The organism is Komagataeibacter xylinus, assembly GCF_009834365.1.
Taxonomy (GTDB): Bacteria; Pseudomonadota; Alphaproteobacteria; order Acetobacterales; family Acetobacteraceae; genus Komagataeibacter; species Komagataeibacter xylinus_D.
Genome location: NZ_CP041348.1, coordinates 3420969 through 3443055, shown reverse-complemented (window position 1 = coordinate 3443055; position 22087 = coordinate 3420969). Strand labels below are relative to the sequence as shown.

Genomic DNA, 22087 nt, shown 5'->3' with positions numbered 1-22087 from the left:
CGGGCACCGGAAGCCGCTTTTTTTATGTCCGGCGCCCCGGAAAGAGGGAGAGGGCGGCTTCGCCTTCTGTGCCGAATAACCGGCATCAGAGGAGAGTTTTCCATGACCACAGCCACCATCCTGCCCCCTGCGTCCCGTGGCGCCGCATCTGGCGGTTTCCGGATTGATCCCTCCCGTGGCGAACGCAGCACCCGCGTATCGTCCGAATGGTTCTCGCGCCCCGATGACGAGCGGTATCTCTCGCTGTCCGACCTGCATGCCGCGACCCTGGCGCGGGCGGATCGGGCTACGGCCCGCACTGTCGAGAGCCGCGCCATCCGTGTGGAAGCATCCCGCGACAATACCGAGCGCCTGACCTTGACCGTGCCGGGGCAGAATGAGCCGATCGCGCCCACCCACTGGTCCTTTGGCCAGATGTGCAGTCTGGTCGGCGCACCATCGTCCTATCTGCGTAACCTTCCGGCCCCACTGGCGGCGATCAATTTGCAGCATGGGCTGCTGTCGCATCGCGCCGAACTGGTGAAAACGCTGGAAACCGAGGACGGGCGTGTGGAACTGCGCGCCGTGACGGGGCCAGATTACGGCCGCATCTGGGACCACGAACTGGTTGGTGCAGTACAGAAAATTGCCGGTGACGGCACAGGCGATACCAACTGGAAGGTGCCGGGCGTTATCGACTGGGCGACCATGACCCATAATCCCTATGTCGACATCACGAAGGAGACCACGACGCTCTACGCATCGGATCGCGATGTCTTCCTGTTTCTGGTCGACGACACGCATCCGATCGAGGCCGGACGCCTGCCCAATGGCGATCCCGATCTCTATTTCCGGGGCTTCTATGCCTGGAATTCGGAAGTCGGAAGTAAAAGTCTCGGTATTGCGTCGTTTTATCTACGCGGAGTGTGCCAAAATAGAATGCTCTGGGGCGTGGAAAATTTCGAACAGATCACGATCCGGCATAGCAAGTTTGCCGCCTTGCGCTTTGTGCATCAGGCGACACCGGCGCTCCGGAATTTCGCTACGGCCAGCCCGGCCTCGTTCGTCTCCGGCATTCAGGCGTCACGTCGTGCGCTGGTTGCCAGAACAGATGACGATCGGGAAAGTTTCCTGCGTCGTCGTGGGTTCTCCAAACCGGAAACCACCAGGATCATCGAAACTGTGCTGCACGAGGAGGGACGCAAGCCCGAGAGCGTGTTCGATTTCGTACAGGGAATTACGGCGTTGGCCCGTACGAAAACCAACCAGGACACACGACTGGATCTGGAGGGCAGGGCACGCAAGCTGATGGAGAAGGTCGGATGAGCGGGCCTGTCATCAGAAAGTGGCGTGGTGGGGAAGGGGCGGCGGACAGGGGCCGCCGCCTTTTGCCTGTCGGCAGGTCAGTCGTTCAGGCTGTCCTTGAGCGCCTTGGCAGGCGTGAAGGCCAGCTTGCGCGAGGCCGCGATCTGGATGGTCGCACCCGTGGCCGGGTTGCGGCCTTCGCGGGCGGCGACTTCCCTGACCTTGAACTTGCCGAAGTTCGGCAGGGTGATTTCATCACCGGCCTTGGCGGCGGCGGTCATCGCTTCGATCAGTGCGTCCAGCACCTTGCGGGTATCGGTTTTGCTCGTGTCGGTGGTGGTGGCGATATGATCGACCAGATCGGCAATCTTCATGAAACTATCCTTTTGCATTCGGGCCTGTGCCCGTTGCCTCTGCCGTTACGGGGGAATCATGGCGGCATCAAGCCTGCAGGGAGGGTGAGATGACAGATACGCAGTCATGGGATGCTGGCGATCTGGCCCGCAGGCTGGCTGAAAATGCCGAGGCGGTCTGTTGGCATTACCTCTCGGCCGGGCGACGGCACGGCAATTACTGGCTGGTCGGCGACGTCCACAACACGCCGGGACGGTCGCTCTATGTCCGCCTGCATGGTGGACCGGACGGCCGTGGCCGTGCGGGGAAATGGACGGATGGCGCGACAGGACAGCACGGCGATCTGCTCGACATCATCCGTGAAAGCCTCGGGCTGCTGGATTTTCGCGATGTCGCCGACGAGGCCCGGCGCTTTCTCTGCCTGCCGCAACCACAGCCACGACAGCCCCCGGATCGCGGCCGCTCCCATGCGTTCAGCCACGATACTTCGGGGCAGGCATCTGGCACCGCAGACGCCGCACGTCGGCTCTGGTCCATGTCCCGCCCTATCGTCAGCACATTGGCGGAAACCTGGCTGCGGCATCGTCACCTGACACGTCTGACGGACCTGTCATCCTTGCGTTTCCACCCGGATTGCTACTATCGTGCCGATACCGACAGTCCGACCGAGACCTGGCCCGCGATGATCTCCGCCGTGACCGACCTTGCTGGCCGTGTTACCGGCGTCCATCGCACTTGGCTGGCGCGCGACGGACGCGGCAAGGCGCCCGTCGCCAAGCCCCGTCGGGCCATGGGCGACCTGCTTGGCAACGCCGTGCGCTTTGGCACGGTGTCCGACGTTCTGGCGGCGGGCGAGGGGATCGAGACGGTGCTCTCGCTCCATGAAATCACGCCCGATCTGCCGCTGGCCGCCTGCCTGTCCTCGGCGCATCTCGCCGCCATGGTGTTTCCAAATACGCTGCGGCGCCTTTACGTGCTGCGCGATGACGATCCCGCCGGGGACCATGCGGTGACGACCCTGCAGGACCGGACGCAGGAGGCCGGGATCGAGTGCCTCGTGCTGTCACCGCGTCTGGCGGATTTCAACGATGATCTCCGCTATCTCGGGCGTGGCGCAATGCGGGCGATCCTGCATCCCCAGCTTGCCCCGCAGGATGTGGCGCGGTTCCTGCATCCGGTCACACACTGAGGTGGGCCGGGAAGGTGGTGTGAGGGTCAGCTTCTTTCCGGTGTGGCGCGGGGCTGTCCCGTTTCCGGATGAGGCGCGCCCGCGTCCTTTCAGGAAGGGGAGCGGGCGTCAGCCAGGCCGGGCCTGCAATGGCGGAGCCGGCTATTTTCCGCCGCGCGTGCCGCGCTTTGCATCGCGAAGCAAAATAGCCGTCTCCCTGCCATCCTTCACTGCGTTCCGGCCGCGCGCGAGCGAGCGGTTCCGGCCCGGCCTTCATCTGCCGCTATCCGCCCCCGGAAAGGCCGCGAGGGGCGCGGCCGAGACCGGAGGACAGACCCATGACCCGCACACAGGACGATTTCGAACCCGCGCACGCCACCTCCTCCACCGCCCACGTGCTGGCGGAACTCCAGCTTTACGGCCACCGTCCCTTCGAAGACGAGCCGGACGCGAGACCGCTGCCCGACGCCAGCCAGATCGAGGGCGCGGTGGCTGACATCTTCGACACCCTGTCAGCCACGCTGACCGACACGCGGCTCGAACCCGATCTCGAACCGCTGCTCTGGTCCACGGTCAACGTCTTTCACCGCATGGTCGGGCAGGTGGAGCGTGATCTCGACCGCAACGAGCAGGCGCAGAAACGCAGCCAGCAGGAACAGGATGGCAGCGAGATCCGCTCGGTGGAACTGGAACGTCTCATCGCCGAAGGGCTGACCCTGCTGGAGCGACGCAACGCCTACGAAATCTTCCGCGACCTCGCCTGCGACCAGTTCGAACGCCTGACCATGTCGCCCTGGCGACCGCGCTCCGGTTCGCTGGTCAGCCGCAGCACCCTGACGGCGTCGATGATCGACAGCCGCGATTTTCTCAACGCCCGCCGCAAGGCCGAAACCGAACTGCTCGTACCTCCTGGGCCCAAGGTCGCGGTCACCGGCGGGCTCGATTACGAGGATCATCTCCTCATCTGGAACCGTCTGGACAAGGTGCGCGAGAAGCATCCCGACATGGTGCTGTTGCATGGCGGCTCACCGAAAGGCGCTGAATTCATTGCCTCCCGCTGGGCCGATCACCGCGAAATTTCGCAGATCGCCTTCAAGCCGGACTGGAACCGGCATGGCAAGGCCGCCCCGTTCCGGCGCAACGACGCCCTGCTGAAAGTCCTGCCTGTAGGCGTCATGGTGTTTCCGGGATCGGGCATTCAGGACAACCTGGCCGACAAGGCCAAACAGATGGGTATCCCGGTCTGGAGGTTCCGCAGGGAGGGTGGCGCGTGAGCGCCATTCCCATGACTGTTTCATGAAGGCGGCCTGACATCTGCTGCCAGATGCCTGGGCCGCAATGACGTCGGGCTCCCCAGACGCTGCGCACCTGATGGCGGGAAGCACGTTCGCCCGTCATCCGGAAGGCCCCACCCGGAGAACCGGCGGGACGGAGTTCGATGGCAGCCCCGTGCGTCTGCGGGGACGGTCCATTGGGATGAAAAGCCCGCGCCAACCCCATCGGTGAAAGGGCCGGGACGGCAGGCAGCGAACGAGGGATCATCCGGCCCGCTTTGAAAGGATGCGCCTGTGCCGGGAGCGGGGGCCTGTCGCACTGCACGGGCGACCCTGCCCATGAGCGGGTGAAAAGGCGGCGTAACATCGGGGACGGCAAAAACGACCACTGGACGGGGCCAGTTTACAACAGTGGCAGCGTGACAGTCTCGCGCCAGATCGCATCGTCCCCCACCTGACGGACCGGTCATGCCGGCATCGCATCTCCGGGGGGCTGTCGGGTCCGCACACCATGGCCTCTGTCGGATGGCTGATCTAGCCGAAGACCGGCTGCGCCTCGATCGGCTGGCCGCAACGGCGTTCCAGAACTTTCTTCCCCTGACGGCTGCGCCGTCATTCCTCGCGAGACAAGAAAGTTCCGGCCCTGCCGTCCTCCGCTGCGCTGCGGCCCTGAAGGGTGCTCTGCCGCTCGCCTCCGGCTGGTCGATCGCCATCGAGGCCACGGTGGTTGCGGCCCGATAACAGCATGGAGATACGACAATGGCTAACATCGGTTCCTTCAAGAAGGTGGGCGAAGGCTTCGAAGGCGAAATCGTCACCCTGGCCCTGCAGGCCCGCAACGTCCGCCTGGTGGCCGAAACCAACCGTCCCAACGACAACGCCCCCAACTACCGCGTCTATCTGGGCAGGATTGAACTCGGTGCGGCCTGGACCCGCCGCTCCAGCGAAGGGCGCACCTATCTGAGCCTGAAGCTGGATGATCCTTCCTTCGCCGCCCCGATCTTCGCCAACCTGTTCACCGACGAGGACGGCGAGGGTTACTCCCTGATCTGGACCCGGCCCCGCAGCCGGAACGGGGACTGAACCTCCCACACCCAACCCCGCCCGGTCTCTCCGGGCGGGGCCTTCTGGGTCTTTTTTCCGGGTGCTCTTCCGGGGCGCGGGCGACAGCGCTGGTCGCCCGACGTGAGACGCAGGAGGAACACGAGGCTTTCCCTCAGCCTTCCCATTGTACCATGCGCGAGGGCGCACCGCGTCAAGGACGCGTGGTCCCCCCAATTTTGCCCGGCGCACCCGTGCCGGGCACGCCGAGCAAAATCGGCTCCCCCACGCGCCGGCGAGCCGGTCGCCTGCGGCGATCCCTGACCCGGTCCGCCCCGGCATGAGCCGTCCGTCCTGTCTTCGAGAAACGAAAGGAACAGGACGATGACCACGCTACACGACCATATCCAGATGCTGCGCGCCGAACTGACCAGCTTTCATCTCAGCAAACGCGAGCGCCGACAGATCGAGCGCGAACTCAAAGAGGCGCTTGCACAACAGACCCGTATCGAATCACACAGGCCGCCACCGCCCCATTGAGGGCGGATACGGCAGGGTGAGGAAGCCTATTTCTGATCGTCCGTCGGGAAGTGACTTTCGTCCAGTAGCGCGGCCGGCCGCACGTCCAGTGCCTGCGACGCATGCCACAGCGAAAGCAGCGTCGCGTTCTGGCGCCCGGTCTCGATCCAACTGATATAGGCGCGGTCCACGCCCATCCGTTCCGCCAGGGCCTCCTGGCTGAGACCGGCGGCGCGCCGCAGGCGCCTCACGTTCGCGCCGAAAAGTCCTCGGATGTCCATCCGCAGGATAGGAACGATTTGTGTATTATCGCGCTACGTATTATAATACACGGACGTCAAACGCCTTCTCCCGTGATGCGCTATGGGCATCACGTGATGTCGCGGAAACCGAAGTTTCCGGCCCATCTGGCGTGAATTACCCCTCAATATCGAAACTACCCGGACCTTGCCGGATATGTTTGGGATCACCTCCCTGAGTCTTCGGGACTATCCGTTCCGGTTCCGCACCGGATACTGGGTCGAATCCATGACATATCGGGGGAGGGGGACGTGCCGACAATCCGGCCGTGGGATGCCGCACCCCTTCGTCGCGCCTACGCCGGGCTCGACTCTGCCGGTCTCGCCCAGGAATGGCTGCGACACAATCCGGCCTACCGGCGCGATCATGCAGCAACCATGACGATGGGCAAGGTTGACGCCGAGGCATGGCGCGCTTTTGCTCGTCGCTGGGGGTTGCGTTTTCCCTGTCGATCCTGATCTCCCCGCCTGGCTTGCCCCCGCATTCTGGGATCCGGACATCGCGCCGGAGGTTGCCGTGCGTGGCGATGGGGGTGACATCCTGTCCCGTCTCACGCCATACGAGCGGGCACGACATGATGGTCCCGATGGCATCCATCTCGTGCTGGACAGTGCGGCGGGTCCGCTGCGCCTTGTCATAGTCGTCGATCGGCAGCCCGATGCGTCAGGAACCTGGTTCGTCATCGATGACGGGCACCTCCCGACCCGTCTGGCCTGCGTTGCACGCTTCGGCCGCCTGCTTGCCAGCCAGGCGCCCGGTCCTCTTCCTTCCAGCTTGCGCCTGAGTCCCCAGCAGAAACTGCGCCAGATCCGCATGCTCTGCATCGCCGAAGGCCGGCGCACGGGGGTGACAGCGCGCCGGATCGCAGCCGGCATCTACGGCGAGCGCATCCTGCACCTGTCCCGCAATGAGTGGCGTGCCAGCTCATGGCACCGGGCTTTCTACCGCGACCTCGACGGTGCCGACTTCTATCTGAACGGCGGCCACATCGCCCTCCTTCAGGGGCTGAAGCAGGGGGGTGACAGTCTGGCGGCCTGAACTTTGTCATCCCTCCCCACAGCTCATTCTCCGGCAGCGTCCTCCCATGAGCCGCGACATTCCGCACGCGGCCCGATCCACCGGGAGGAAGACCCCATGCGTGTCCAGCCGACTCTGCCACCGCGCTATCTGCGCACCCCGGACGCGGCCAATTTCGTTGGCCTGTCCATCCGCACCCTCGAAAAACACCGGAGTTGCGGCACCGGTCCCCTCTACCGCCAGCTTGGCGGCCGGATCGTCTATGCCGTGGAAGATCTCTGCGCCTGGGCCGATCTAAACGTCCGGCTGTCCACCGGGGATGGTGGCGGCATTCCCATGCCGGCCGATCCCCGCGCCTATATCATCCGCTTGCAGGCCAGGGCTCGCAAGGCGCAGCGGAGTGCCGGACGATGATGCCAGCCGCCGATAGCTGGCGTCAGCCCGACCGCCGCTTCGTGGTCACGGGGGCGGCAAGGCCCCGCGACGTCCGCGATCTAATGGGCCGCCCGTTCTTCCCGTTGGGGAAAACGCCGCGTGTCATCCCCGTCGATTACGAGGCGCGGCATGCCAGTGTGACGGTGTCGGCACCGGACGGATCGGGCATGGCCACGATCTGGGATGCGGACGTGCTGCTGTGGCTGACCGGACAGATCGTCGATGCCCTGAACCACGACCTGTGGGTATCGCGCCATGTGCGCTTCACGCCCTGGCGTCTGTTCCAGGATCTGGGCTGGGCGACGGGGGCGAACGAGTATCGGCGCCTGCACGGCGCGCTCGGGCGTCTGGCGGCCACGACCGTCGCTACCAACATCCGCAATGGCGCGGACTGGCGGGAGAAGCCGTTTACCTGGATCAGTGACGTCCGGATTTCCCGTGAGGATGGGGTGGCCCTGACGCTGGCGGACTGGCTGATGGAGGCCGCCTGCGACCGTTCCCGCGTCCTGAGCGTCGACCCTGCCTATTTCCGTCTTGGCGGGGGATTGGAGCGGTGGCTTTACCGCCTGGCGCGACGCCATGCCGGGCGACAGAAGGAGGGATGGTGCTTCGATCTGGCGGACCTGCATGCGCGCTCGGGCAGCCTGACCCGGCGTCGCGACTTCGCCGCCAAAATCCGTGCCATAGCCCTCGCCCGCACGGTTCCAGGTTACACGTTTCGTGTCATTTCTGGCGGAAAACTGGGAGTTTTATGCGCCGCTCCAACGAGTCAATCCACTGGGACTGTGGATAACGATGTGAAACCTGTCGTCGGACCGGCGGCGCATCATATCGTGGGACCGTTGGCGGATTCATCGTCGGACCATTGGCGAAAAACGGCGCAACCCATTGGTTTTGAAGGCGGAATCGGCCTCTTAACTTATATAACTTATATAATAACTTATTATGTAGGGGATTCCGGCCTTTCGGACACCTTCCCGATAGCCCCGGTGAGACGGGAAAAAGAGGCTCGGGAAGCGGTCGCGGATCGCATGGTCGGTGTCCCATGACCGACTGTTCTTTCCGGCTACGGGGCGATGTGCTCACCACGGTCGAACTGACCTGGATCGAGAAGCGCATCGAGCACTGGGTCCGGTTCGGTCATCCCATAGAGGATCTCATTCTCGACCGTCGGCGCAGGCTGATGAGCTTCACGCCGGACAGCGTGTTCGCTTTCATCCGCTGGGCCGCGAACGATTTCGGCACTGTGGTGTCCTGCATCGACATCGTGCGCGCCGTCGGGGCGCAGGAAGCATGCCAGACCGTGCCCTTTGTTCGTCCCGGCGGCGAGAGCCTGCTGCGCCAGAGCGGCTGGCCAAAAGTGCGCCGGGTGCTGGAGGCTATCGACGGCGTGGGAGGCGTTGGGGATCGATCCTGTCGCCGCCTGTCCCGATCACTGGCGGCATCTGCATCACCGGCTCACGGCGGCGCAGGAGCCGCGTCCCTACACGTCAGAGCGCCACGAGGCGTGGCTGCGCCGGAGGGCGGCGTCATGACCCGGCGCGGCTGGTTTTTTACCACGTATTTCGCCGTGCTCGGCGTCGGTGCCTCGCTGGCATTTCATCCCGCGCCACGCTGGGTCTGGAACGAAACGGCGAGTGTTCCGGTCGGGCTGTATCGCATTCAGCCCACGGTCCCGGTGCGCGTAGGTGACATCGTCGCCATCCGCCTGCCGGAGCGCGAGGCGACGCTGCTGGCGACACGCGGCTACCTGCCTTTCGGCGTGCCGCTGCTAAAGCCTGTGGCAGCACTGGCGGGGCAGAGTGTCTGCCGTAACGGCGCGCATGTCACCATCGACGGAAAGGCCGTCGGTGATGCGAAACCCATCGACCATCGGGGCCGGGTCCTGCCGGTCTGGCAGGGCTGTCAACGTCTCGGGCCGGGGCAGGTCTTCGTCATGAACGCTGCCGTGCCAACCAGTCTGGACGGGCGGTATTTCGGTGTCCTGCCGATGGACACCGTCATCGGACGCGCCGTGCCGGTGCATGTCAGGACGGGAGAGGCGGAGCCGCCGCCGCATTTCGATCCCCTCCCGGAACCGGATGATCCCGCGCGGAAGGGACTGCTTCTGGCTCCGCCCATGCTGCCCGCGAAAGAGAGCGAACCGCCCATCCAATGACGGTGACGTGGTCGTCGGATTTTCCGTCATTCCCACTCTGTCTGAAAGGATTTTTCCCATGAGCCAGATCGGATTTTTCACCCGCACCGCTGATGGTTTTGCCGGACGCGTGCGCACCCTATCGCTGGATGCTGAACTGACCTTCGTACCAGCGGAAAACAATGGCGCGGAGCATGCTCCGGATTATCGTATTCACCTGGGTGACGGGGATACTGGCCCCGAGCTGGGCGCGGGATGGAAACGCACCGGGGAACGTGCCGGCGAGTATGTTTCTGTGCTCCTGGACGATCCCACTTTCATGCAGCCGATCCGCGCCACACTGTTCCAGGCCGGACGTGGTGGCCGCGAGTGGCAACTGGTCTGGAACCGGCCTGCAAAACGCCCAGGAGGCCGGGAATGAGCGCCCGGTTTTTTATGTCCGCCGGCGTGCTGGCCGTGCTCGCGCTAACGCTCTCGCCGACCATCGCCCACGCGCAGGATTTCGACGATCTGGTGCGTCAGGCGGCGGAACGGAACGCGATCCCGCCAGCGTGGGTGCGGGCAGTCCTCCGTGCCGAAAGTGCTGGCGATCGGCACGCGGTCTCCGGCGCCGGTGCGATGGGTCTGATGCAGCTTATGCCCGGCACGTGGAGGGACGTCCGCCGCACGCTCAATCTGGGGGATGATCCCTTCGATCCACATGACAACATCGCGGCCGGGGCAGCCTATCTGCGATGGCTGCATGATCGCTACGGCGATGCAGGGTTTCTCGCCGCTTATAATGCCGGTCCCGGTCGCTATGACGATCATCTGGCGACTGGTCGGCCATTGCCTGCCGAGACGGTTTCCTATGTCGCATCTGTCGCCCGGCTGATCGATGACCCGTCGTTCAGCGCGCATTTCTCCATCCCGCTTTCCATTGCTCCGGCGGGTGGCTGGACTTCCGCGTCGCTCTTCATTTCCGGCAGCGAAAGTGCGCTTTCATCGTCATCTCAGGGCATTTTTTTAAGACGATCCGGGCAGACGATTTTTACTCCGTCCACGCTCTTCGCAGGTCATGTCCGTAGCGCGCCGGGAGTGGGTTTGGCGCAGGGGAAGTGAATCACGAAAACCCCGGAAAAGGACAGAAAAAGTGAGGGCTGGATAAAAGGCCGCACATCGCGGCTCGGTCGGGTTGGCTGTTTTCCGGGGTTTTTTAGGTCTCGTTGCGAGGTGCGTGGATTTTCCGCACCTCGCGTTGAGGTGTCATCTCTTTGATCCGACGCGATCTTTCGCGCGGTGTAGGGCATTTTTTATGAACAGGGATGAGGAATTCCGGGTTCGACCGGGGCGCATCCGCTCCACCCGCGCCCGGCAGGCGCGGCCTTTCGTGACGCAGGTGCTGGCGTCCGTGCAGCGGGCCGGTGGCAGGGTTTCCCGCGCGGGAAAAATCAGTGCCGGGCGTCGCTCCAGTTTCGGGCGCGGCAGGGCAGCCGCCCATGCCGCCAATCGCCTGCTGACCAGCCGCTCACGCGGCGTCGTCATCAAGGCCCGCGTCGTGAGGCATGCGCCGCGCGCCACACCGCTGGCAGCACACCTTCGCTATCTCCGCCGGGAGGGCGTGACGCGGGACGGCGAGGATGCGCGCCTGTTCGGCAAGGACAGCGACGATATCCGTGCCTCGGACTTCGCAGAACGCTGCGATGGGGACCGTCACCATTTCCGCTTTATCGTCTCTCCCGAGGATGCGCCGGAGATGTCGGACCTGCGGGCTTTCGCACGGGATCTGATGGGGCAGATAGAATCTGATCTCGGCACGAAACTCGACTGGGTCGCCGTCGATCACTGGAACACCGCGCACCCCCATTTGCACGTTATCGTCCGGGGCGTCGCGGAAGATGGCACCGACCTGGTGATCGCGCGCGATTATATCCGCGAAGGCATGCGTGCCCGTGCTCAGGATCTGGTGACGCTGGAACTCGGACCACGCACCGATCATGATATCCATCAGGCGGTCGAGCGGCAGGTGAACGCCGACCGCTGGACTCAATTGGACCGCCAGCTTCAGAGGGACGCGGGAGAGGATGGTGTCATCGATCTTGGGCGCGCGCCGGGCGAAACGCCGGACGCCTTCGCCACCGTGAAGCTGGGGCGCCTGCGCCGTCTGGAAACCATGGGGCTGGCGCACCAGGTCGGGCCGGATCGCTGGCGGATGGACGAGAGCGCGGAGGCGACCCTGCGGGAGATCAGCGAGCGCAACGACATCATCAAACGGATCCACCGGGGGCTGGCGGAGCAGAAGATCGACCGTGCCGCGTCATCCTGGGTAATGGCCGCCGAGGATACCACCGATCCCGTTATCGGTCGGCTGGTCGATCGTGGTCTGGATGATGAACTGCGCGGCACGGCTTATGCGGTCATCGACGGGATTGACGGACGCACGCACCATGTCCGCCTGCCGCACCTCGAAGCCGCTGGCGATGGATCGGTCGGTTCGATCGTGGAATTGCGGCGTTTCACCGACAAACAGGGACGTGACCGTGTCGCGCTGGCCGTGCGCTCGGACGTCACGCTGGAACGGCAGGTGACGGCGGAGGGCGCGACCTGGCTCGACCGGCAGGCCATCGCTCGGGAGCCTCCTGCTCTGGCGTCCACCGGGTTCGGCGCCGAGGCCAAAGAAGCCATGGAAAAGCGGGCGGATCATCTGGTGAAGCAGGGGCTGGCCAGCCGCGACGGCGGGAGCATCCGTTATGCGCGGAACCTGATCGGCACCCTGCGTCAGCGGGAACTGGACGCGCTGGGCCGGAACCTCGCCGGGAAGTCGGGAATCCCCTTCCGGCGGAGTGACGAGGGCAATCCCGTTGCCGGCACCTATCGTCAGCGTCTCAACCTGGCGTCGGGCCGGTTCGCCATGATCGACGACGGGCTGGGCTTCGAGCTGGTGCCGTGGTCGCCGTCGCTGGAAAAACAGCGAGGGCGGGAGGTGTCGGGAATCATGCGCGGCGATGGGGGGATTGACTGGTCGTTCGCGCGCAAGCGAGGACTCGGATTGTGATGGGCAAATCGGATGACTGATCTTCAGATTTGCTCAGCATGTTGGGGCAGGGCACGATGTTCCTGGCGTTCCCAGGTTTCGATCAGGAACAGTGCCAACGAACTCGCCGCATTGATGGCAAGCCGAGCAATCCGCGCGTCAATGCGCCGGAAACCTTTTTCGCGACCATGCGCATCTCCACCGTGCGTTCGTAATGCGCCAATGCCTTTGGCAACGGAAGTGAGACCACTGAGCGTCTGACGGATGTCCGCTTCTATTTCCGATGGAAAATCTGTACGCCCTGGAGACAGGCCAAGGGGTATCTGCACAGCGCGGATCAGCCCATCGATATCCTTTTTAGGCGGCAGTGGCAGGGCAAGTTCCACGAGGATCGAACGGCATACTGCCTCAATCAGGGAACAGGCCGCTGTCACCGCATCTTCTGGATCGCTTTCCAGATTTGGGAGAGCCCGTGCGATTTCCATCTGAACCGTGTCGAAATCCAGCGTGGCCACTTTCTTGATAAATGGTTCGACAATTCCACCGGCTCCCTGACGCTCTGTCAGAACAGCCTTCCCGCCGACGATAACGACGGCCAGCTGGTCGGCTCCAAGAGCCTTGTTGAGATGCTCGCGTACAGCGGTCGCTCTGTCAGGGTGCTCCAGATAGGTGCGGGGGTCACAGACCTGTTCGATAATCCGGGTGAGATAGACCTCAGCATTACCATCAGGGTGGTTAGCGACCTTGCGGATGAAGTCAGTTGTGGCCGGGACGCGCGAACTCGCGCCGATACGCATATCGAGGCCACAGTTGAGAAAGAACTGCTCGATTTTGGGGCCTGAGCGATAGATACCAATTGGTGGTGTATTATCGTTTCCAGCACCACCCGTGATCGTATCGACCAAAGCTTTGATAACAAACGGAGAGAACTTGCCGGTCATGGCTTCATCGTGAGCAGGGTGAGAACAGTCTGCTTTCGATCCATCCAGGCGGCAGCCACCTGACTGCGCCATGCGATCATGTCATGGATCCGTTGATAATCATCGGCGATATTCCGAGTGAAGATTGGTTCGTGATGCGCGATCCGGTTCCTCAGACGTCGAATGATCTGGAGGTCCGCGTAGGCTGCTGCCCGCAATTGCGAGATCGTTGGTCCTGATGGTGCTCCGGGGAAACAGGTACGCAAATGCGTGTTCCAGATGCGGCTGTCCTGACCGGCAGTGAAAATATTCTCCCAGAATGCAAACTTTAATTCAGCTATGATCTTGCCGGTTGTGGGCAGCGTCGAGGCGCGAGACTGAAGATCGATCGCCGGGTTATATCGCGCCCGACCTTTCGGGCGAGGCAGGCTTCGGATGAAGCCATTGTTCCATGGCCAGTTGGCACCATGGACGTGCTCAATCGCTTCAGCGATGCCATTGCGGACAGCAACCTCGCAGACCTGAAGCGGGATGATCAGCGCCGATGAAACGTCGAGATTCCACTCATAAAGTGCGAGAGCCTTTTCCCGGTCGTTGCCCATGGCTTGCAGGTATGTTGCAAAGCGTGGTGCGGAAATGACGACGGGCAGATCCTGTATCTCGGCCGGGGAGAAAGGCAATGAGGAGTTCCTGTAGGCACGATATTGACGGTGGCATCAGAGCCACGATATAAGAACGCAGCGGCTTTGAGAACGCGGGCTTATGCCCCCCCTCATCGTCCAAGGATATATTAAGGCCCGCCGAAAGGCGGGCCTTTTTCTTTATATTGCCCGTCAAGCGCCTTGGCCAGAGTGACTATGGCGGGCAGTTCAAAGCGTTGGAAATTCATCGCTCAGGAAGCCGTGCCCTGTGTGCAATGCGTTCACCGCATCAATCACATGGTCGAGCTTCCGCTGTTCCTCCGTGCATTGCTGATCGACGGTATCGTCAGACGGGGGGAAGAGGGGCGATGATCCGGTCATGGCTCGACTCCTTCCGGGGTTATTCTGCGCATGATGTGCGGGTTTGGCTGTAGTCCGCAACGTGCAAGTATTTTTTCGCTCCTGTACGCACTGGTACGACAGGTGACACAGGACGCTTGCTTCTCGGAAAATCCCGGTTCTTCGCTGTCTCCCATGACAAGGGGAGGGATCGATGGACCAGCCGGGAACACGTATCCAGTGGGGACAGGCGCTCGTGGTCCTGTCCATGATCGTGCTGTCCTGGTGGACGGCCACTCAATGGACGGCCTGGGAACTGGCGTTCCAACCGGAACTCGGTCAACCGTGGTTCACGGTTCTGCATCGTTGGCCGGTCTACGCTCCGCCGCTTTTTTTCTGGTGGTGGTATGAGTTCGACGCCTACGTGCCGGCGGTCTTCGCGCGCGGCGCCTGGATCGCGGGTTCCGGCGGGGTGCTGGCTTTTGCAGCGGCCGTGGCGCTGTCCGTCCACCGCGCCCGTGAGGCAAAGCGGGCCGCGACCTATGGCTCCGCCCGCTGGGCCGAGGACGCGGAAATCCGCGCGGCCGGACTGCTGGGCGAGGATGGCGTGGTGCTGGGCAAATACCGCCGGGCCTATCTCCGACATGACGGTCCCGAGCACGTCCTGACCTTCGCGCCGACGCGCACCGGCAAGGGTGTGGGGATGGTGATCCCCACGCTCCTGACCTGGCCGGGTTCGGCCATCATCCATGACATCAAGGGCGAGAACTGGCAGATTACGGCCGGTTTCCGGAATCGCTTCGGGCGGGTGCTGCTGTTCGATCCCACCAATCCGGCGTCCTCGGCCTACAATCCGCTGCTGGAGGTCCGACGCGGGGCGTCGGAGGTCCGCGACGTGCAGAACATCGCCGACATTCTGGTCGATCCCGAAGGGTCGCTGGAACGGCGCAATCACTGGGAGAAAACCTCCCATGCCCTGCTGGTCGGTGCGATCCTGCATGTGCTCTATGCCGAGGACGACAAGACGCTCGCCGGGGTGGCGAAATTTCTCTCCGACCCCAAGCGGTCGATCGAGGCGACCCTGTCGGCCATGATGCGCACGAACCATCTGGACGGGAAGGGACCGCATCCCGTCGTGGCCTCGGCGGCGCGGGAGCTGCTCAACAAATCAGATAACGAGCGCTCCGGCGTGCTGTCCACCGCCATGTCGTTTCTCGGCCTCTACCGTGATCCGGTGGTGGCTACCGTGACCAGTCGCTGCGAATGGCGGATCGGTGACCTGCTGGAGGGCGAGCAGCCCGTCTCCCTGTATTTCGTCATCCCGCCTTCGGATATCAGCCGCACCAAACCGCTGATCCGCCTGATCCTCAACCAGATCGGGCGGAGACTGACGGAGGATCTGTCTGGCCGGGAGGGGCGGCGTCGCCTGCTGCTGATGCTCGACGAGTTTCCTGCTCTTGGCCGGCTGGATTTCTTCGAGAGCGCGCTGGCCTTTATGGCGGGCTACGGGATCAAGGCGTTCCTGATCGCGCAATCCCTTAACCAGATCGACAAGGCATACGGCCAGAACAACAGCATCCTGGACAATTGTCACGTCAGGGTCAGTTTCGCCACGAACGATGAACGCACCGCGAAGCGGGTGTCCGATGGGCTGGGTGTGGCCACCGAAATCCGGTCGCAGAAGAACTATGCCGGGCACCGGCTGTCGCCCTGGCTCGGGCATCTCATGGTATCACGGCAGGAGAGTGCGCGGCCCCTGATGACGGTGGGCGAAGTCATGCAGATCCCGGCACGGGAGGAAGTCGTCATGGTGGCGGGGTGTCCACCGATCCGCGCACGGAAAGCGCGGTATTTCCGGGATCGCCGCTTCGTCGAGCGCGTCCTGCCGCCGCCCGATCCCACGCAATTGCTCCGGCCTGTCCGGCCCGATGACTGGAGTGGTCGTCCGTCTCCTGTCACCCCGCCACCGGAGCAGGCGGGGGCGTCGGCGGCACCGGATAAACCCGGCGATGCCGATAGTGATGAATCCCTCGACACGGGACGGAAATGGTCGCGCGAGCATGACCCAGCGGATATCGGCAAGCACAGGAAGCCCACAGCGCCTGACCTCTTTGGCGAGGAACTGCCACCGGATCCGGAAGCGCGGGATCGTGCCGACCTGACGCGGATTGCCCGGCAGGCTGGTCTCGACCGTGGCAACGATCTCGGGCTGTGAGGGCGCAATGAGGACATCCCCGAAAAAGGCGCGGCTGTCGGTCTATCTGGAACCCAAGCTGCTGGACGCCCTGACAGCCCATGCGGCGCGGCGCGATCTGTCCCTCTCCTTGGTGGCGGAAGCGGCCATCGCATCCTTCCTATCGCCCGATGCTGATGAGCGGCGGGAAGCGGCGATGAGTCGCAGGCTGGACCGCCTCGACCGGCAGGTCGCCCGTATGGAGCGCGATCTCGGGATCAGCCTTGAGACGCTGGCGCTGTTCATCCGCTACTGGATGACGGTCAGTCCGCCCTTGCCGGAACCGGCTGCAGCGGCGGCGCGGGCGCAGGGGGCGGAACGCTACGAAGCGTTCGTGGCTGCCCTTGGCCGACGACTCAGCCGGGGGCCGTTCTTTCGGCATGAGATCCCGGAGGATGTACCTCCCACATCGGAATCATGATGTCCGCAGCCAGCAAGTAAAAACCGCATCCGTTACGATCCTGTACGATCGCAGGAAAATGCTGTTGAAAACGGGAGAAAACAACACTCTCTAATGATCCCCGTCGTCGTCCGGAAAGGCCGGATGACCCAAATGGACGGGGGGCTTCCATGGCGGTTACATCGATTGAGAGTGGCGCCCGACAACGTGGGATTTCCATGCTGCGCACGGCGATGGGACCAGCGATTGCGGGGCACCTTGCTGATCCGGCCGTGGTCGAGGTCATGCTCAATCCCGACGGGCGGCTCTGGATCGACCGCCTGTCCGAGGGGCTGTCCGACACGGGGGAAACCATCACACCTGCCGATGCCGAGCGCATCGTGCGTCTGGTCGCCCACCATGTCGGAGCCGAGGTGCATGACGGTGCGCCGCGTGTCTCGGCCGAACTCCCGACCGGTGAGCGGTTTGAGGGACTGCTGCCACCTGTGGTGACGGCTCCGTGCTTCGCGATCCGCAAGCCCGCCGTCGCGGTGTTCACCCTCGACGACTATGTCGAGGCCGGGATCATGACTGAGGGGCAAGCACATTTCCTGCGCCAGGCCGTTGCCGAGAGAAAGAACATCCTGGTCGCTGGCGGCACGTCCACCGGCAAGACCACGCTGGTCAACGCCCTGCTGGCCGAGGTTGCGAAAACCGACGACCGGGTCGTGCTGATCGAAGATACGCGCGAACTGCAATGTGCTGCGCCCAACCTTGTCTCGCTCCGTACGCGCGACGGCATCGTGACCCTGTCCGAACTGGTGCGCTCGGCCCTGCGCCTGCGGCCTGATCGTATCCCGATTGGTGAGGTGCGCGGTCCCGAGGCACTGGATCTGCTCAAGGCATGGGGCACAGGCCATCCCGGCGGCATCGGCACGCTGCATGCGGGCACCGCCATAGGTGCCCTGCACCGCATGGAGCAACTGATCCAGGAGATCGTCGTCACCGTGCCCCGCGCGCTGATTGCAGAGACGATCGACGTGATCGCCGTCCTGTCCGGACGGGGCGTGCAGCGCCGGTTGTCCGAACTCGCCACGGTGGATGGGCTTGATCCCGCCACAGGCGCCTATCGCATCCATCCCTTCCAGCATCCGGGAGAACCTCAATGACCCATGCCATAATCCGCGTGCGTCGACACGCGCCTGTCCTTTCCGCCATGCTGCTGTTGTCCGTGGTGTGGTGTTCCTCGGCCCTGGCGTCCGGGTCGGACATGCCGTGGGAGGAACCGCTCAACCAGATTCTGGAATCGGTGCAGGGACCGGTGGCGCGCATCGTGTCGGTGATCATCATCACCGTGACCGGCCTGACCCTGGCCTTTGGCGAAACATCCGGCGGCTTCCGTCGCCTGATCCAGATCGTCTTCGGCCTGTCCATCGCTTTTGCGGCCAGCTCGTTCTTTCTGTCGTTCTTCTCCTTCTCGGGTGGAGCACTGATCTGATGGCCGCCGGATATGACGATGACGCGGTGCCGGGTTTTCATGTCCCGGTGCATCGCTCCCTGACCGATCCGATCCTGCTGGGTGGCGCACCCCGTACGCTGGCGATCGCCAACGGTACGCTGGGGGCTGCGATCTCGCTGGGGCTGCGGCTCTGGCTGGTTGGAGCCGTGTTCTGGATCGTCGGGCACGGGCTCGCGGTCTGGGGTGCCAAACGCGATCCGCAGTTCGTCGAGGTGGGACGGCGACATCTCCGTTACCCCGCCTGGCTGCGGTCATAGGGAGGGCAGGGCGATGATGTCCCTTGGCGAATATCGCAACCGTGCTGCCCTCCTGTCGGATTTTCTCCCATGGGCCGCGCTCATGGAACAGGGTGTGGTCCTGAACAAGGACGGTTCATTCCAGCGCACGGCAAAAATTCGTGGTCCCGATCTGGACAGTGCCACACCAGCGGAACTGGTTGGAGTCACTGGCAGGCTGAACAATGCCCTGCGCCGTCTGGGCTCGGGCTGGGCGATGTTCGTCGAGGCGCAGCGCGTGCCCGCGACAGTATATCCCGACAGCGATTTCCCCGATGCGGCCAGCCAGATGGTCGATCTCGAACGTCATGAGCAGTTCGAGGATGAGGGCGTGCATTTCGAGAGCCAGTATTTCCTGACGCTGGTCTGGTTGCCGCCTGCGGAATCATCAGGCCGTGCCGAACGGTTTCTCTATGAGGGCCGGGAGCGGGAGGGACCGGATCCGCATGGCATGCTCCATACGTTCGTGGACCGCACGGATCGGATGCTTGCCCTGCTGGACGGGTTCATGCCTGAAGCGGCATGGCTCAATGACGGCGAAACGCTAACGTATCTCCATTCCACCATTTCGACACGGAACCAGCGCGTCAGGGTGCCGGAAATTCCCATGCATCTGGATGCGCTGCTGGTGGACCAGCCGCTGTCGGGTGGTCTGGAGCCGAAGCTCGGCGATGCTTATCTGAAAACCCTGACCATTACCGGTTTCCCGTCACGGACCTTCCCCGGAATCCTGGATGACCTGAACCGGCTGGCGATGCCGTATCGCTGGTCCACTCGTGCCATCCTGCTCGACAAGACCGACGCCACAAAGGTGCTGACGAAAATCCGTCGCCAGTGGTTCGCAAAGCGCAAGAGCATTACGGCGATTGTTCGGGAGGTGATGACCAACGAGGCGTCGGTTCTCGTGGATAACGACGCCGCCAACAAGGCGGCGGATGCGGACCTTGCCTTGCAGTCCCTCGGTGCTGATGACGTCGGGCAGGCCTACATCACCGCCACGGTAACAGTCTGGGATGGTTCCGCTTCCATCGCTACAGAAAAGCTCCGTTTGGTCGAAAAGATCATCCAGGGCCGCGATTTCACCTGCATGGCGGAAAGCCTCAATGCGGTGGAAGCGTGGCTGGGTTCTTTGCCCGGTCATGTCTACGCCAATGTGCGCCAGCCACCTGTCTCGACGTTGAATCTTGCGCATATGATCCCGCTTTCCGCCGTGTGGGCGGGACCGGAGCAGGATGGGCATTTCAAGGCGGCACCTCTGTTCTACGGCAAAACGGCCGGTGCCACACCGTTTCGTTTCAGCCTCCACGTTGGTGATGTGGGTCACACGCTGATTGCAGGCCCGACAGGGGCCGGAAAGTCGGTGCTGCTGGCGCTGATGGCGCTCCAGTTCCGCCGCTATACAGGATCGCAGGTGTTCGCTTTCGATTTCGGTGGTTCGATGCGGGCCGCGACGCTGGCGATGGGCGGGGACTGGCACGATCTCGGCGGTGGCCTGACGGATGATGACGGCCACCCCGCCGTTTCGCTCCAGCCGCTGGCAGGGATTGATGAGCCCGATGAACGCAAATGGGCTACCGAATGGCTGGGGCAGATCCTTGTCGGCGAGGGGGTGACGCTGACGCCGGACGTCAAAGCCCATCTCTGGTCGGCCCTGAATTCCCTCGCGTCATCGCCCGACCATGAACGCACGATCTCCGGTCTGGTGGCACTCCTCCAGTCCAACGTCCTGAAGCAGGCCCTGGCGCCCTACTGCCTTGGTGGTCCCTATGGCCGCCTGCTCGATGCAGACGCCGAGCGGCTGGGTGAAGCCGACGTGGTGGTGTTCGAGACCGAAGGTCTGATCGGTTCTGGCGCAGCCTCTTCCGTGTTGTCCTACCTGTTCCATCGCATCGAAGGCCGTCTGGATGGTCGCCCAACGCTGCTGGTCATCGACGAGGGCTGGCTGGTGCTGGATGACGGGGATTTCGCCGGCCAGCTACGGGAGTGGCTGAAAACCCTGCGCAAGAAGAATGCGTCGGTGATTTTCGCGACCCAATCCCTGTCCGACATCGCCAACAGTCCGATCGCGCCAGCAGTGGTGGAAAGCTGCCCGACGCGGATCTTCCTGCCGAACGAGCGGGCGATCGAGCCGCAGATCGCCACGATCTATCGGGATTTCGGGCTGAACGAGCGGCAGATCGCCATCATCGCCCGTGCGGCCTCGAAGCGGGAGTATTACTGTCAGGCCCAGCGTGGCAACCGTCTGTTCGAACTGGGGCTCGGGCCGGTAGCACTCGCCCTGTGCGCGGCATCCGGCAAGGACGACCACAAGCTGATCGACGCGGTGCTGGCGGAGCATGGACGGAATGGTTTTCTCCCCGCGTGGTTCGAGGCGCGTGGCGTCATGTGGGCGGCAGATCTGTTGCGCGATGATCGTGGACCAGAGGGCGTGCCATGATTGAAAAATCTTTCCGGCTTTGGGCTGAATTTTTCGGTCGTGCGAGCGAAAAACATTTCCGACGAGGTGTCCTTTTTACCTCTGCAATGCTGGCGGTTGGCGGGACATTCTCTCCCTTGCATCCGGCCCATGCCCAGTGGGCGGTGTATGACGGTGCAAACCACGTCGAGAACGTGCTGATCGCGGCCCGGACCCTCCAGCAGATCGACAACCAGATCACGTCCCTCGCCAATCAGGCGCAGATGCTGGTCAACCAGGGGCGCAATCTCGCGAGCCTGCCACTTTCGACATTGTCGACCCTGCAATCAACGATTTCGCAGACGACGGCACTGCTCGCGCAGGCGCAGAACATCGCCTACAGCGTGCAGTCGGTCGAGCAGCAGTATCAGCAGGCGTACACGTCCGTCTCGGCCGGCATGTCTGACGGCGCCCTGTTCAGCCAGGCACAGACGCGGTGGCAGAATTCCGTCGGCGGGTTTGAGGACGCCCTGAAATTGCAGGCGCGGGTGGTAGGAAACATCCCGAGCGATAGTTCGGCCATGACGCAACTGGTTTCCGCCAGCCAGACTTCCACCGGGGCGTTACAGGCCGCGCAGGCGGGCAATCAGCTTCTGGCCCTGCAATCCCGGCAACTGTCCGACATCCAGGCGGAACTGGCCGCGAACGGGCGTGCCATGGCCCTGCAACAGTCGCGCGATGCCGCGACAGAAGCAGAAAGTGACGCGCAGTATCAGCATTTCTCGCAGCATGACGCCTACGTGCCGGGCACGGTGTCCATGTTCGGCGGCAGTGGGAACTGACG

Annotated in this window: 26 protein-coding genes and 1 pseudogene; 22 read left to right on the top strand and 5 right to left on the bottom strand. The window is 63.4% G+C overall.

Translation table 11 applies throughout. The features are described 5' to 3' along the window. Nucleotides 1-102: 102 nt before the first annotated feature. Complete coding sequence (locus FMA36_RS16420; RefSeq protein ID WP_007400754.1) at nt 103-1305, top strand: hypothetical protein; 1203 nt, start codon at nt 103-105, stop codon at nt 1303-1305. 77 nt (nt 1306-1382) lie between these two features. Here the strand turns inward: FMA36_RS16420 and FMA36_RS16415 are convergent, their stop codons facing one another. Beyond that, entirely contained in the window at nt 1383-1658 is a 276-nt protein-coding gene (locus FMA36_RS16415) for an HU family DNA-binding protein (protein WP_007400755.1), read from the bottom strand. A gap of 89 nt (nt 1659-1747) precedes the next feature. Between FMA36_RS16415 and FMA36_RS16410 the strand changes: the two genes are divergently transcribed. The 5 genes from FMA36_RS16410 (at nt 1748) to FMA36_RS19230 (ending at nt 5661) form a co-directional block, all read left to right on the top strand. Next, entirely contained in the window at nt 1748-2827 is a 1080-nt protein-coding gene (locus tag FMA36_RS16410; protein WP_159263354.1) for a DUF7146 domain-containing protein, read from the top strand. A gap of 317 nt (nt 2828-3144) precedes the next feature. Further along, nucleotides 3145-4080 (top strand): DUF2493 domain-containing protein, encoded by a 936-nt coding sequence (locus tag FMA36_RS16405; RefSeq protein WP_007396199.1) that lies wholly within the window; start codon nt 3145-3147, stop codon nt 4078-4080. Nucleotides 4081-4605: 525 nt separating this feature from the next. Then, a complete protein-coding gene (locus tag FMA36_RS16400; protein ID WP_003618604.1) occupies nt 4606-4821 on the top strand; it encodes a hypothetical protein in 216 nt (71 codons plus the stop codon). Between the two features lie 18 nt (nt 4822-4839). Continuing rightward, nucleotides 4840-5163: a DUF736 domain-containing protein gene (locus FMA36_RS16395; RefSeq protein ID WP_007396851.1), complete on the top strand. Its 324-nt coding sequence runs from the start codon at nt 4840-4842 to the stop codon at nt 5161-5163. 342 nt (nt 5164-5505) lie between these two features. Continuing rightward, a complete protein-coding gene (locus tag FMA36_RS19230) occupies nt 5506-5661 on the top strand; it encodes a hypothetical protein (RefSeq protein WP_007396849.1) in 156 nt (51 codons plus the stop codon). Between the two features lie 26 nt (nt 5662-5687). Here FMA36_RS19230 and FMA36_RS16390 read toward each other — a convergent pair whose 3' ends face one another. Next, nucleotides 5688-5921, bottom strand: a complete 234-nt coding sequence (locus FMA36_RS16390; RefSeq protein WP_015074649.1) for a helix-turn-helix domain-containing protein — start codon at nt 5919-5921, stop codon at nt 5688-5690. Between the two features lie 270 nt (nt 5922-6191). Here FMA36_RS16390 and FMA36_RS19560 point away from each other — a divergent pair, with 270 nt between their 5' ends. The 9 genes and pseudogenes from FMA36_RS19560 to FMA36_RS16345 all read left to right on the top strand — a co-directional run bounded on the left by FMA36_RS19560 (nt 6192) and on the right by FMA36_RS16345 (nt 12563). Beyond that, nucleotides 6192-6398, top strand: coding sequence for a transcriptional regulator domain-containing protein (locus FMA36_RS19560; protein WP_007396847.1), 207 nt, complete (start codon nt 6192-6194; stop codon nt 6396-6398). Nucleotides 6399-6456: 58 nt separating this feature from the next. After that, nucleotides 6457-6978: a DNA -binding domain-containing protein gene (locus tag FMA36_RS16380; protein WP_240906421.1), complete on the top strand. Its 522-nt coding sequence runs from the start codon at nt 6457-6459 to the stop codon at nt 6976-6978. Nucleotides 6979-7074: 96 nt separating this feature from the next. Further along, nucleotides 7075-7371 carry a helix-turn-helix transcriptional regulator gene (locus FMA36_RS16375; protein WP_007396844.1) on the top strand — a complete coding sequence of 99 codons (297 nt, stop codon included), beginning with the start codon at nt 7075-7077 and terminating at the stop codon, nt 7369-7371. Beyond that, the gene (locus tag FMA36_RS16370; protein ID WP_007396843.1) at nt 7368-8441 is read left to right on the top strand and encodes a replication initiator protein A; all 1074 of its coding nucleotides are present in this window, start codon (nt 7368-7370) and stop codon (nt 8439-8441) included. The genes FMA36_RS16375 and FMA36_RS16370 overlap by 4 nt, the downstream gene beginning before the upstream one ends. Further along, nucleotides 8438-8927 (top strand): annotated as a pseudogene (locus FMA36_RS16365) (DUF2840 domain-containing protein). The gene FMA36_RS16370 and the pseudogene FMA36_RS16365 overlap by 4 nt, the downstream one beginning before the upstream one ends. Beyond that, entirely contained in the window at nt 8924-9550 is a 627-nt protein-coding gene (locus FMA36_RS16360; RefSeq protein ID WP_039998471.1) for a S26 family signal peptidase, read from the top strand. Before FMA36_RS16365 ends, FMA36_RS16360 begins: the two are co-directional and overlap by 4 nt. 58 nt (nt 9551-9608) lie before the next feature. Then, the gene (locus FMA36_RS16355) at nt 9609-9950 is read left to right on the top strand and encodes a DUF736 domain-containing protein (protein WP_007396840.1); all 342 of its coding nucleotides are present in this window, start codon (nt 9609-9611) and stop codon (nt 9948-9950) included. Next, nucleotides 9947-10630 carry a lytic transglycosylase domain-containing protein gene (locus FMA36_RS16350; protein ID WP_025811796.1) on the top strand — a complete coding sequence of 228 codons (684 nt, stop codon included), beginning with the start codon at nt 9947-9949 and terminating at the stop codon, nt 10628-10630. Before FMA36_RS16355 ends, FMA36_RS16350 begins: the two co-directional genes overlap by 4 nt. Before the next feature lie 193 nt (nt 10631-10823). Next, entirely contained in the window at nt 10824-12563 is a 1740-nt protein-coding gene (locus FMA36_RS16345; protein ID WP_039998463.1) for a relaxase/mobilization nuclease domain-containing protein, read from the top strand. Nucleotides 12564-12586: 23 nt separating this feature from the next. On the opposite strand, the gene FMA36_RS16340 is transcribed toward FMA36_RS16345, so the two are convergent. From FMA36_RS16340 to FMA36_RS16330, 3 genes are all read right to left on the bottom strand, one after another. Continuing rightward, a complete protein-coding gene (locus FMA36_RS16340) occupies nt 12587-13483 on the bottom strand; it encodes an abortive infection family protein (protein WP_159263350.1) in 897 nt (298 codons plus the stop codon). After that, the gene (locus FMA36_RS19555) at nt 13480-14142 is read right to left on the bottom strand and encodes a hypothetical protein (RefSeq protein WP_159263348.1); all 663 of its coding nucleotides are present in this window, start codon (nt 14140-14142) and stop codon (nt 13480-13482) included. Before FMA36_RS19555 ends, FMA36_RS16340 begins: the two co-directional genes overlap by 4 nt. Nucleotides 14143-14331: 189 nt before the next feature. Continuing rightward, nucleotides 14332-14484 carry a hypothetical protein gene (locus tag FMA36_RS16330; RefSeq protein ID WP_007396835.1) on the bottom strand — a complete coding sequence of 51 codons (153 nt, stop codon included), beginning with the start codon at nt 14482-14484 and terminating at the stop codon, nt 14332-14334. A 172-nt stretch (nt 14485-14656) separates the two neighbouring features. Here FMA36_RS16330 and FMA36_RS16325 point away from each other — a divergent pair, with 172 nt between their 5' ends. The 7 genes from FMA36_RS16325 (at nt 14657) to trbJ (ending at nt 22085) form a co-directional block, all read left to right on the top strand. Next, a complete protein-coding gene (locus tag FMA36_RS16325) occupies nt 14657-16657 on the top strand; it encodes a conjugal transfer protein TraG (protein ID WP_159263346.1) in 2001 nt (666 codons plus the stop codon). A gap of 7 nt (nt 16658-16664) precedes the next feature. Next, nucleotides 16665-17096: a ribbon-helix-helix protein, CopG family gene (locus tag FMA36_RS16320; protein WP_007396833.1), complete on the top strand. Its 432-nt coding sequence runs from the start codon at nt 16665-16667 to the stop codon at nt 17094-17096. A gap of 149 nt (nt 17097-17245) precedes the next feature. Beyond that, nucleotides 17246-18223, top strand: coding sequence for a P-type conjugative transfer ATPase TrbB (gene trbB / locus FMA36_RS16315; protein ID WP_007396831.1), 978 nt, complete (start codon nt 17246-17248; stop codon nt 18221-18223). After that, complete coding sequence (locus FMA36_RS16310) at nt 18220-18552, top strand: TrbC/VirB2 family type IV secretion system protein (protein ID WP_039998461.1); 333 nt, start codon at nt 18220-18222, stop codon at nt 18550-18552. Before trbB ends, FMA36_RS16310 begins: the two co-directional genes overlap by 4 nt. Further along, nucleotides 18552-18830 (top strand): VirB3 family type IV secretion system protein, encoded by a 279-nt coding sequence (locus FMA36_RS16305; protein ID WP_007396829.1) that lies wholly within the window; start codon nt 18552-18554, stop codon nt 18828-18830. Before FMA36_RS16310 ends, FMA36_RS16305 begins: the two co-directional genes overlap by 1 nt. A gap of 13 nt (nt 18831-18843) precedes the next feature. Then, complete coding sequence (gene trbE, locus FMA36_RS16300) at nt 18844-21285, top strand: conjugal transfer protein TrbE (protein ID WP_159263344.1); 2442 nt, start codon at nt 18844-18846, stop codon at nt 21283-21285. Beyond that, nucleotides 21282-22085, top strand: coding sequence for a P-type conjugative transfer protein TrbJ (gene trbJ / locus FMA36_RS16295; RefSeq protein ID WP_039998460.1), 804 nt, complete (start codon nt 21282-21284; stop codon nt 22083-22085). The genes trbE and trbJ overlap by 4 nt, the downstream gene beginning before the upstream one ends. The last annotated feature ends 2 nt before the right edge of the window (nt 22086-22087 follow it).

Bases quoted from the DNA above. Each gene is read 5' to 3' on its own strand.
- FMA36_RS16420 (WP_007400754.1), top strand. From the start codon at position 103: ATGACCACAGCCACCATCCTGCCCCCTGCGTCCCGTGGCGCCGCATCT.
- FMA36_RS16415 (WP_007400755.1), bottom strand. From the start codon at position 1,658: ATGAAGATTGCCGATCTGGTCGATCATATCGCCACCACCACCGACACG.
- FMA36_RS16410 (WP_159263354.1), top strand. From the start codon at position 1,748: ATGACAGATACGCAGTCATGGGATGCTGGCGATCTGGCCCGCAGGCTG.
- FMA36_RS16405 (WP_007396199.1), top strand. From the start codon at position 3,145: ATGACCCGCACACAGGACGATTTCGAACCCGCGCACGCCACCTCCTCC.
- FMA36_RS16400 (WP_003618604.1), top strand. From the start codon at position 4,606: ATGGCTGATCTAGCCGAAGACCGGCTGCGCCTCGATCGGCTGGCCGCA.
- FMA36_RS16395 (WP_007396851.1), top strand. From the start codon at position 4,840: ATGGCTAACATCGGTTCCTTCAAGAAGGTGGGCGAAGGCTTCGAAGGC.
- FMA36_RS19230 (WP_007396849.1), top strand. From the start codon at position 5,506: ATGACCACGCTACACGACCATATCCAGATGCTGCGCGCCGAACTGACC.
- FMA36_RS16390 (WP_015074649.1), bottom strand. From the start codon at position 5,921: ATGGACATCCGAGGACTTTTCGGCGCGAACGTGAGGCGCCTGCGGCGC.
- FMA36_RS16375 (WP_007396844.1), top strand. From the start codon at position 7,075: ATGCGTGTCCAGCCGACTCTGCCACCGCGCTATCTGCGCACCCCGGAC.
- FMA36_RS16370 (WP_007396843.1), top strand. From the start codon at position 7,368: ATGATGCCAGCCGCCGATAGCTGGCGTCAGCCCGACCGCCGCTTCGTG.
- FMA36_RS16360 (WP_039998471.1), top strand. From the start codon at position 8,924: ATGACCCGGCGCGGCTGGTTTTTTACCACGTATTTCGCCGTGCTCGGC.
- FMA36_RS16355 (WP_007396840.1), top strand. From the start codon at position 9,609: ATGAGCCAGATCGGATTTTTCACCCGCACCGCTGATGGTTTTGCCGGA.
- FMA36_RS16350 (WP_025811796.1), top strand. From the start codon at position 9,947: ATGAGCGCCCGGTTTTTTATGTCCGCCGGCGTGCTGGCCGTGCTCGCG.
- FMA36_RS16345 (WP_039998463.1), top strand. From the start codon at position 10,824: ATGAACAGGGATGAGGAATTCCGGGTTCGACCGGGGCGCATCCGCTCC.
- FMA36_RS16340 (WP_159263350.1), bottom strand. From the start codon at position 13,483: ATGACCGGCAAGTTCTCTCCGTTTGTTATCAAAGCTTTGGTCGATACG.
- FMA36_RS16330 (WP_007396835.1), bottom strand. From the start codon at position 14,484: ATGACCGGATCATCGCCCCTCTTCCCCCCGTCTGACGATACCGTCGAT.
- FMA36_RS16325 (WP_159263346.1), top strand. From the start codon at position 14,657: ATGGACCAGCCGGGAACACGTATCCAGTGGGGACAGGCGCTCGTGGTC.
- FMA36_RS16320 (WP_007396833.1), top strand. From the start codon at position 16,665: ATGAGGACATCCCCGAAAAAGGCGCGGCTGTCGGTCTATCTGGAACCC.
- trbB (WP_007396831.1), top strand. From the start codon at position 17,246: ATGGCGGTTACATCGATTGAGAGTGGCGCCCGACAACGTGGGATTTCC.
- FMA36_RS16310 (WP_039998461.1), top strand. From the start codon at position 18,220: ATGACCCATGCCATAATCCGCGTGCGTCGACACGCGCCTGTCCTTTCC.
- FMA36_RS16305 (WP_007396829.1), top strand. From the start codon at position 18,552: ATGGCCGCCGGATATGACGATGACGCGGTGCCGGGTTTTCATGTCCCG.
- trbE (WP_159263344.1), top strand. From the start codon at position 18,844: ATGATGTCCCTTGGCGAATATCGCAACCGTGCTGCCCTCCTGTCGGAT.
- trbJ (WP_039998460.1), top strand. From the start codon at position 21,282: ATGATTGAAAAATCTTTCCGGCTTTGGGCTGAATTTTTCGGTCGTGCG.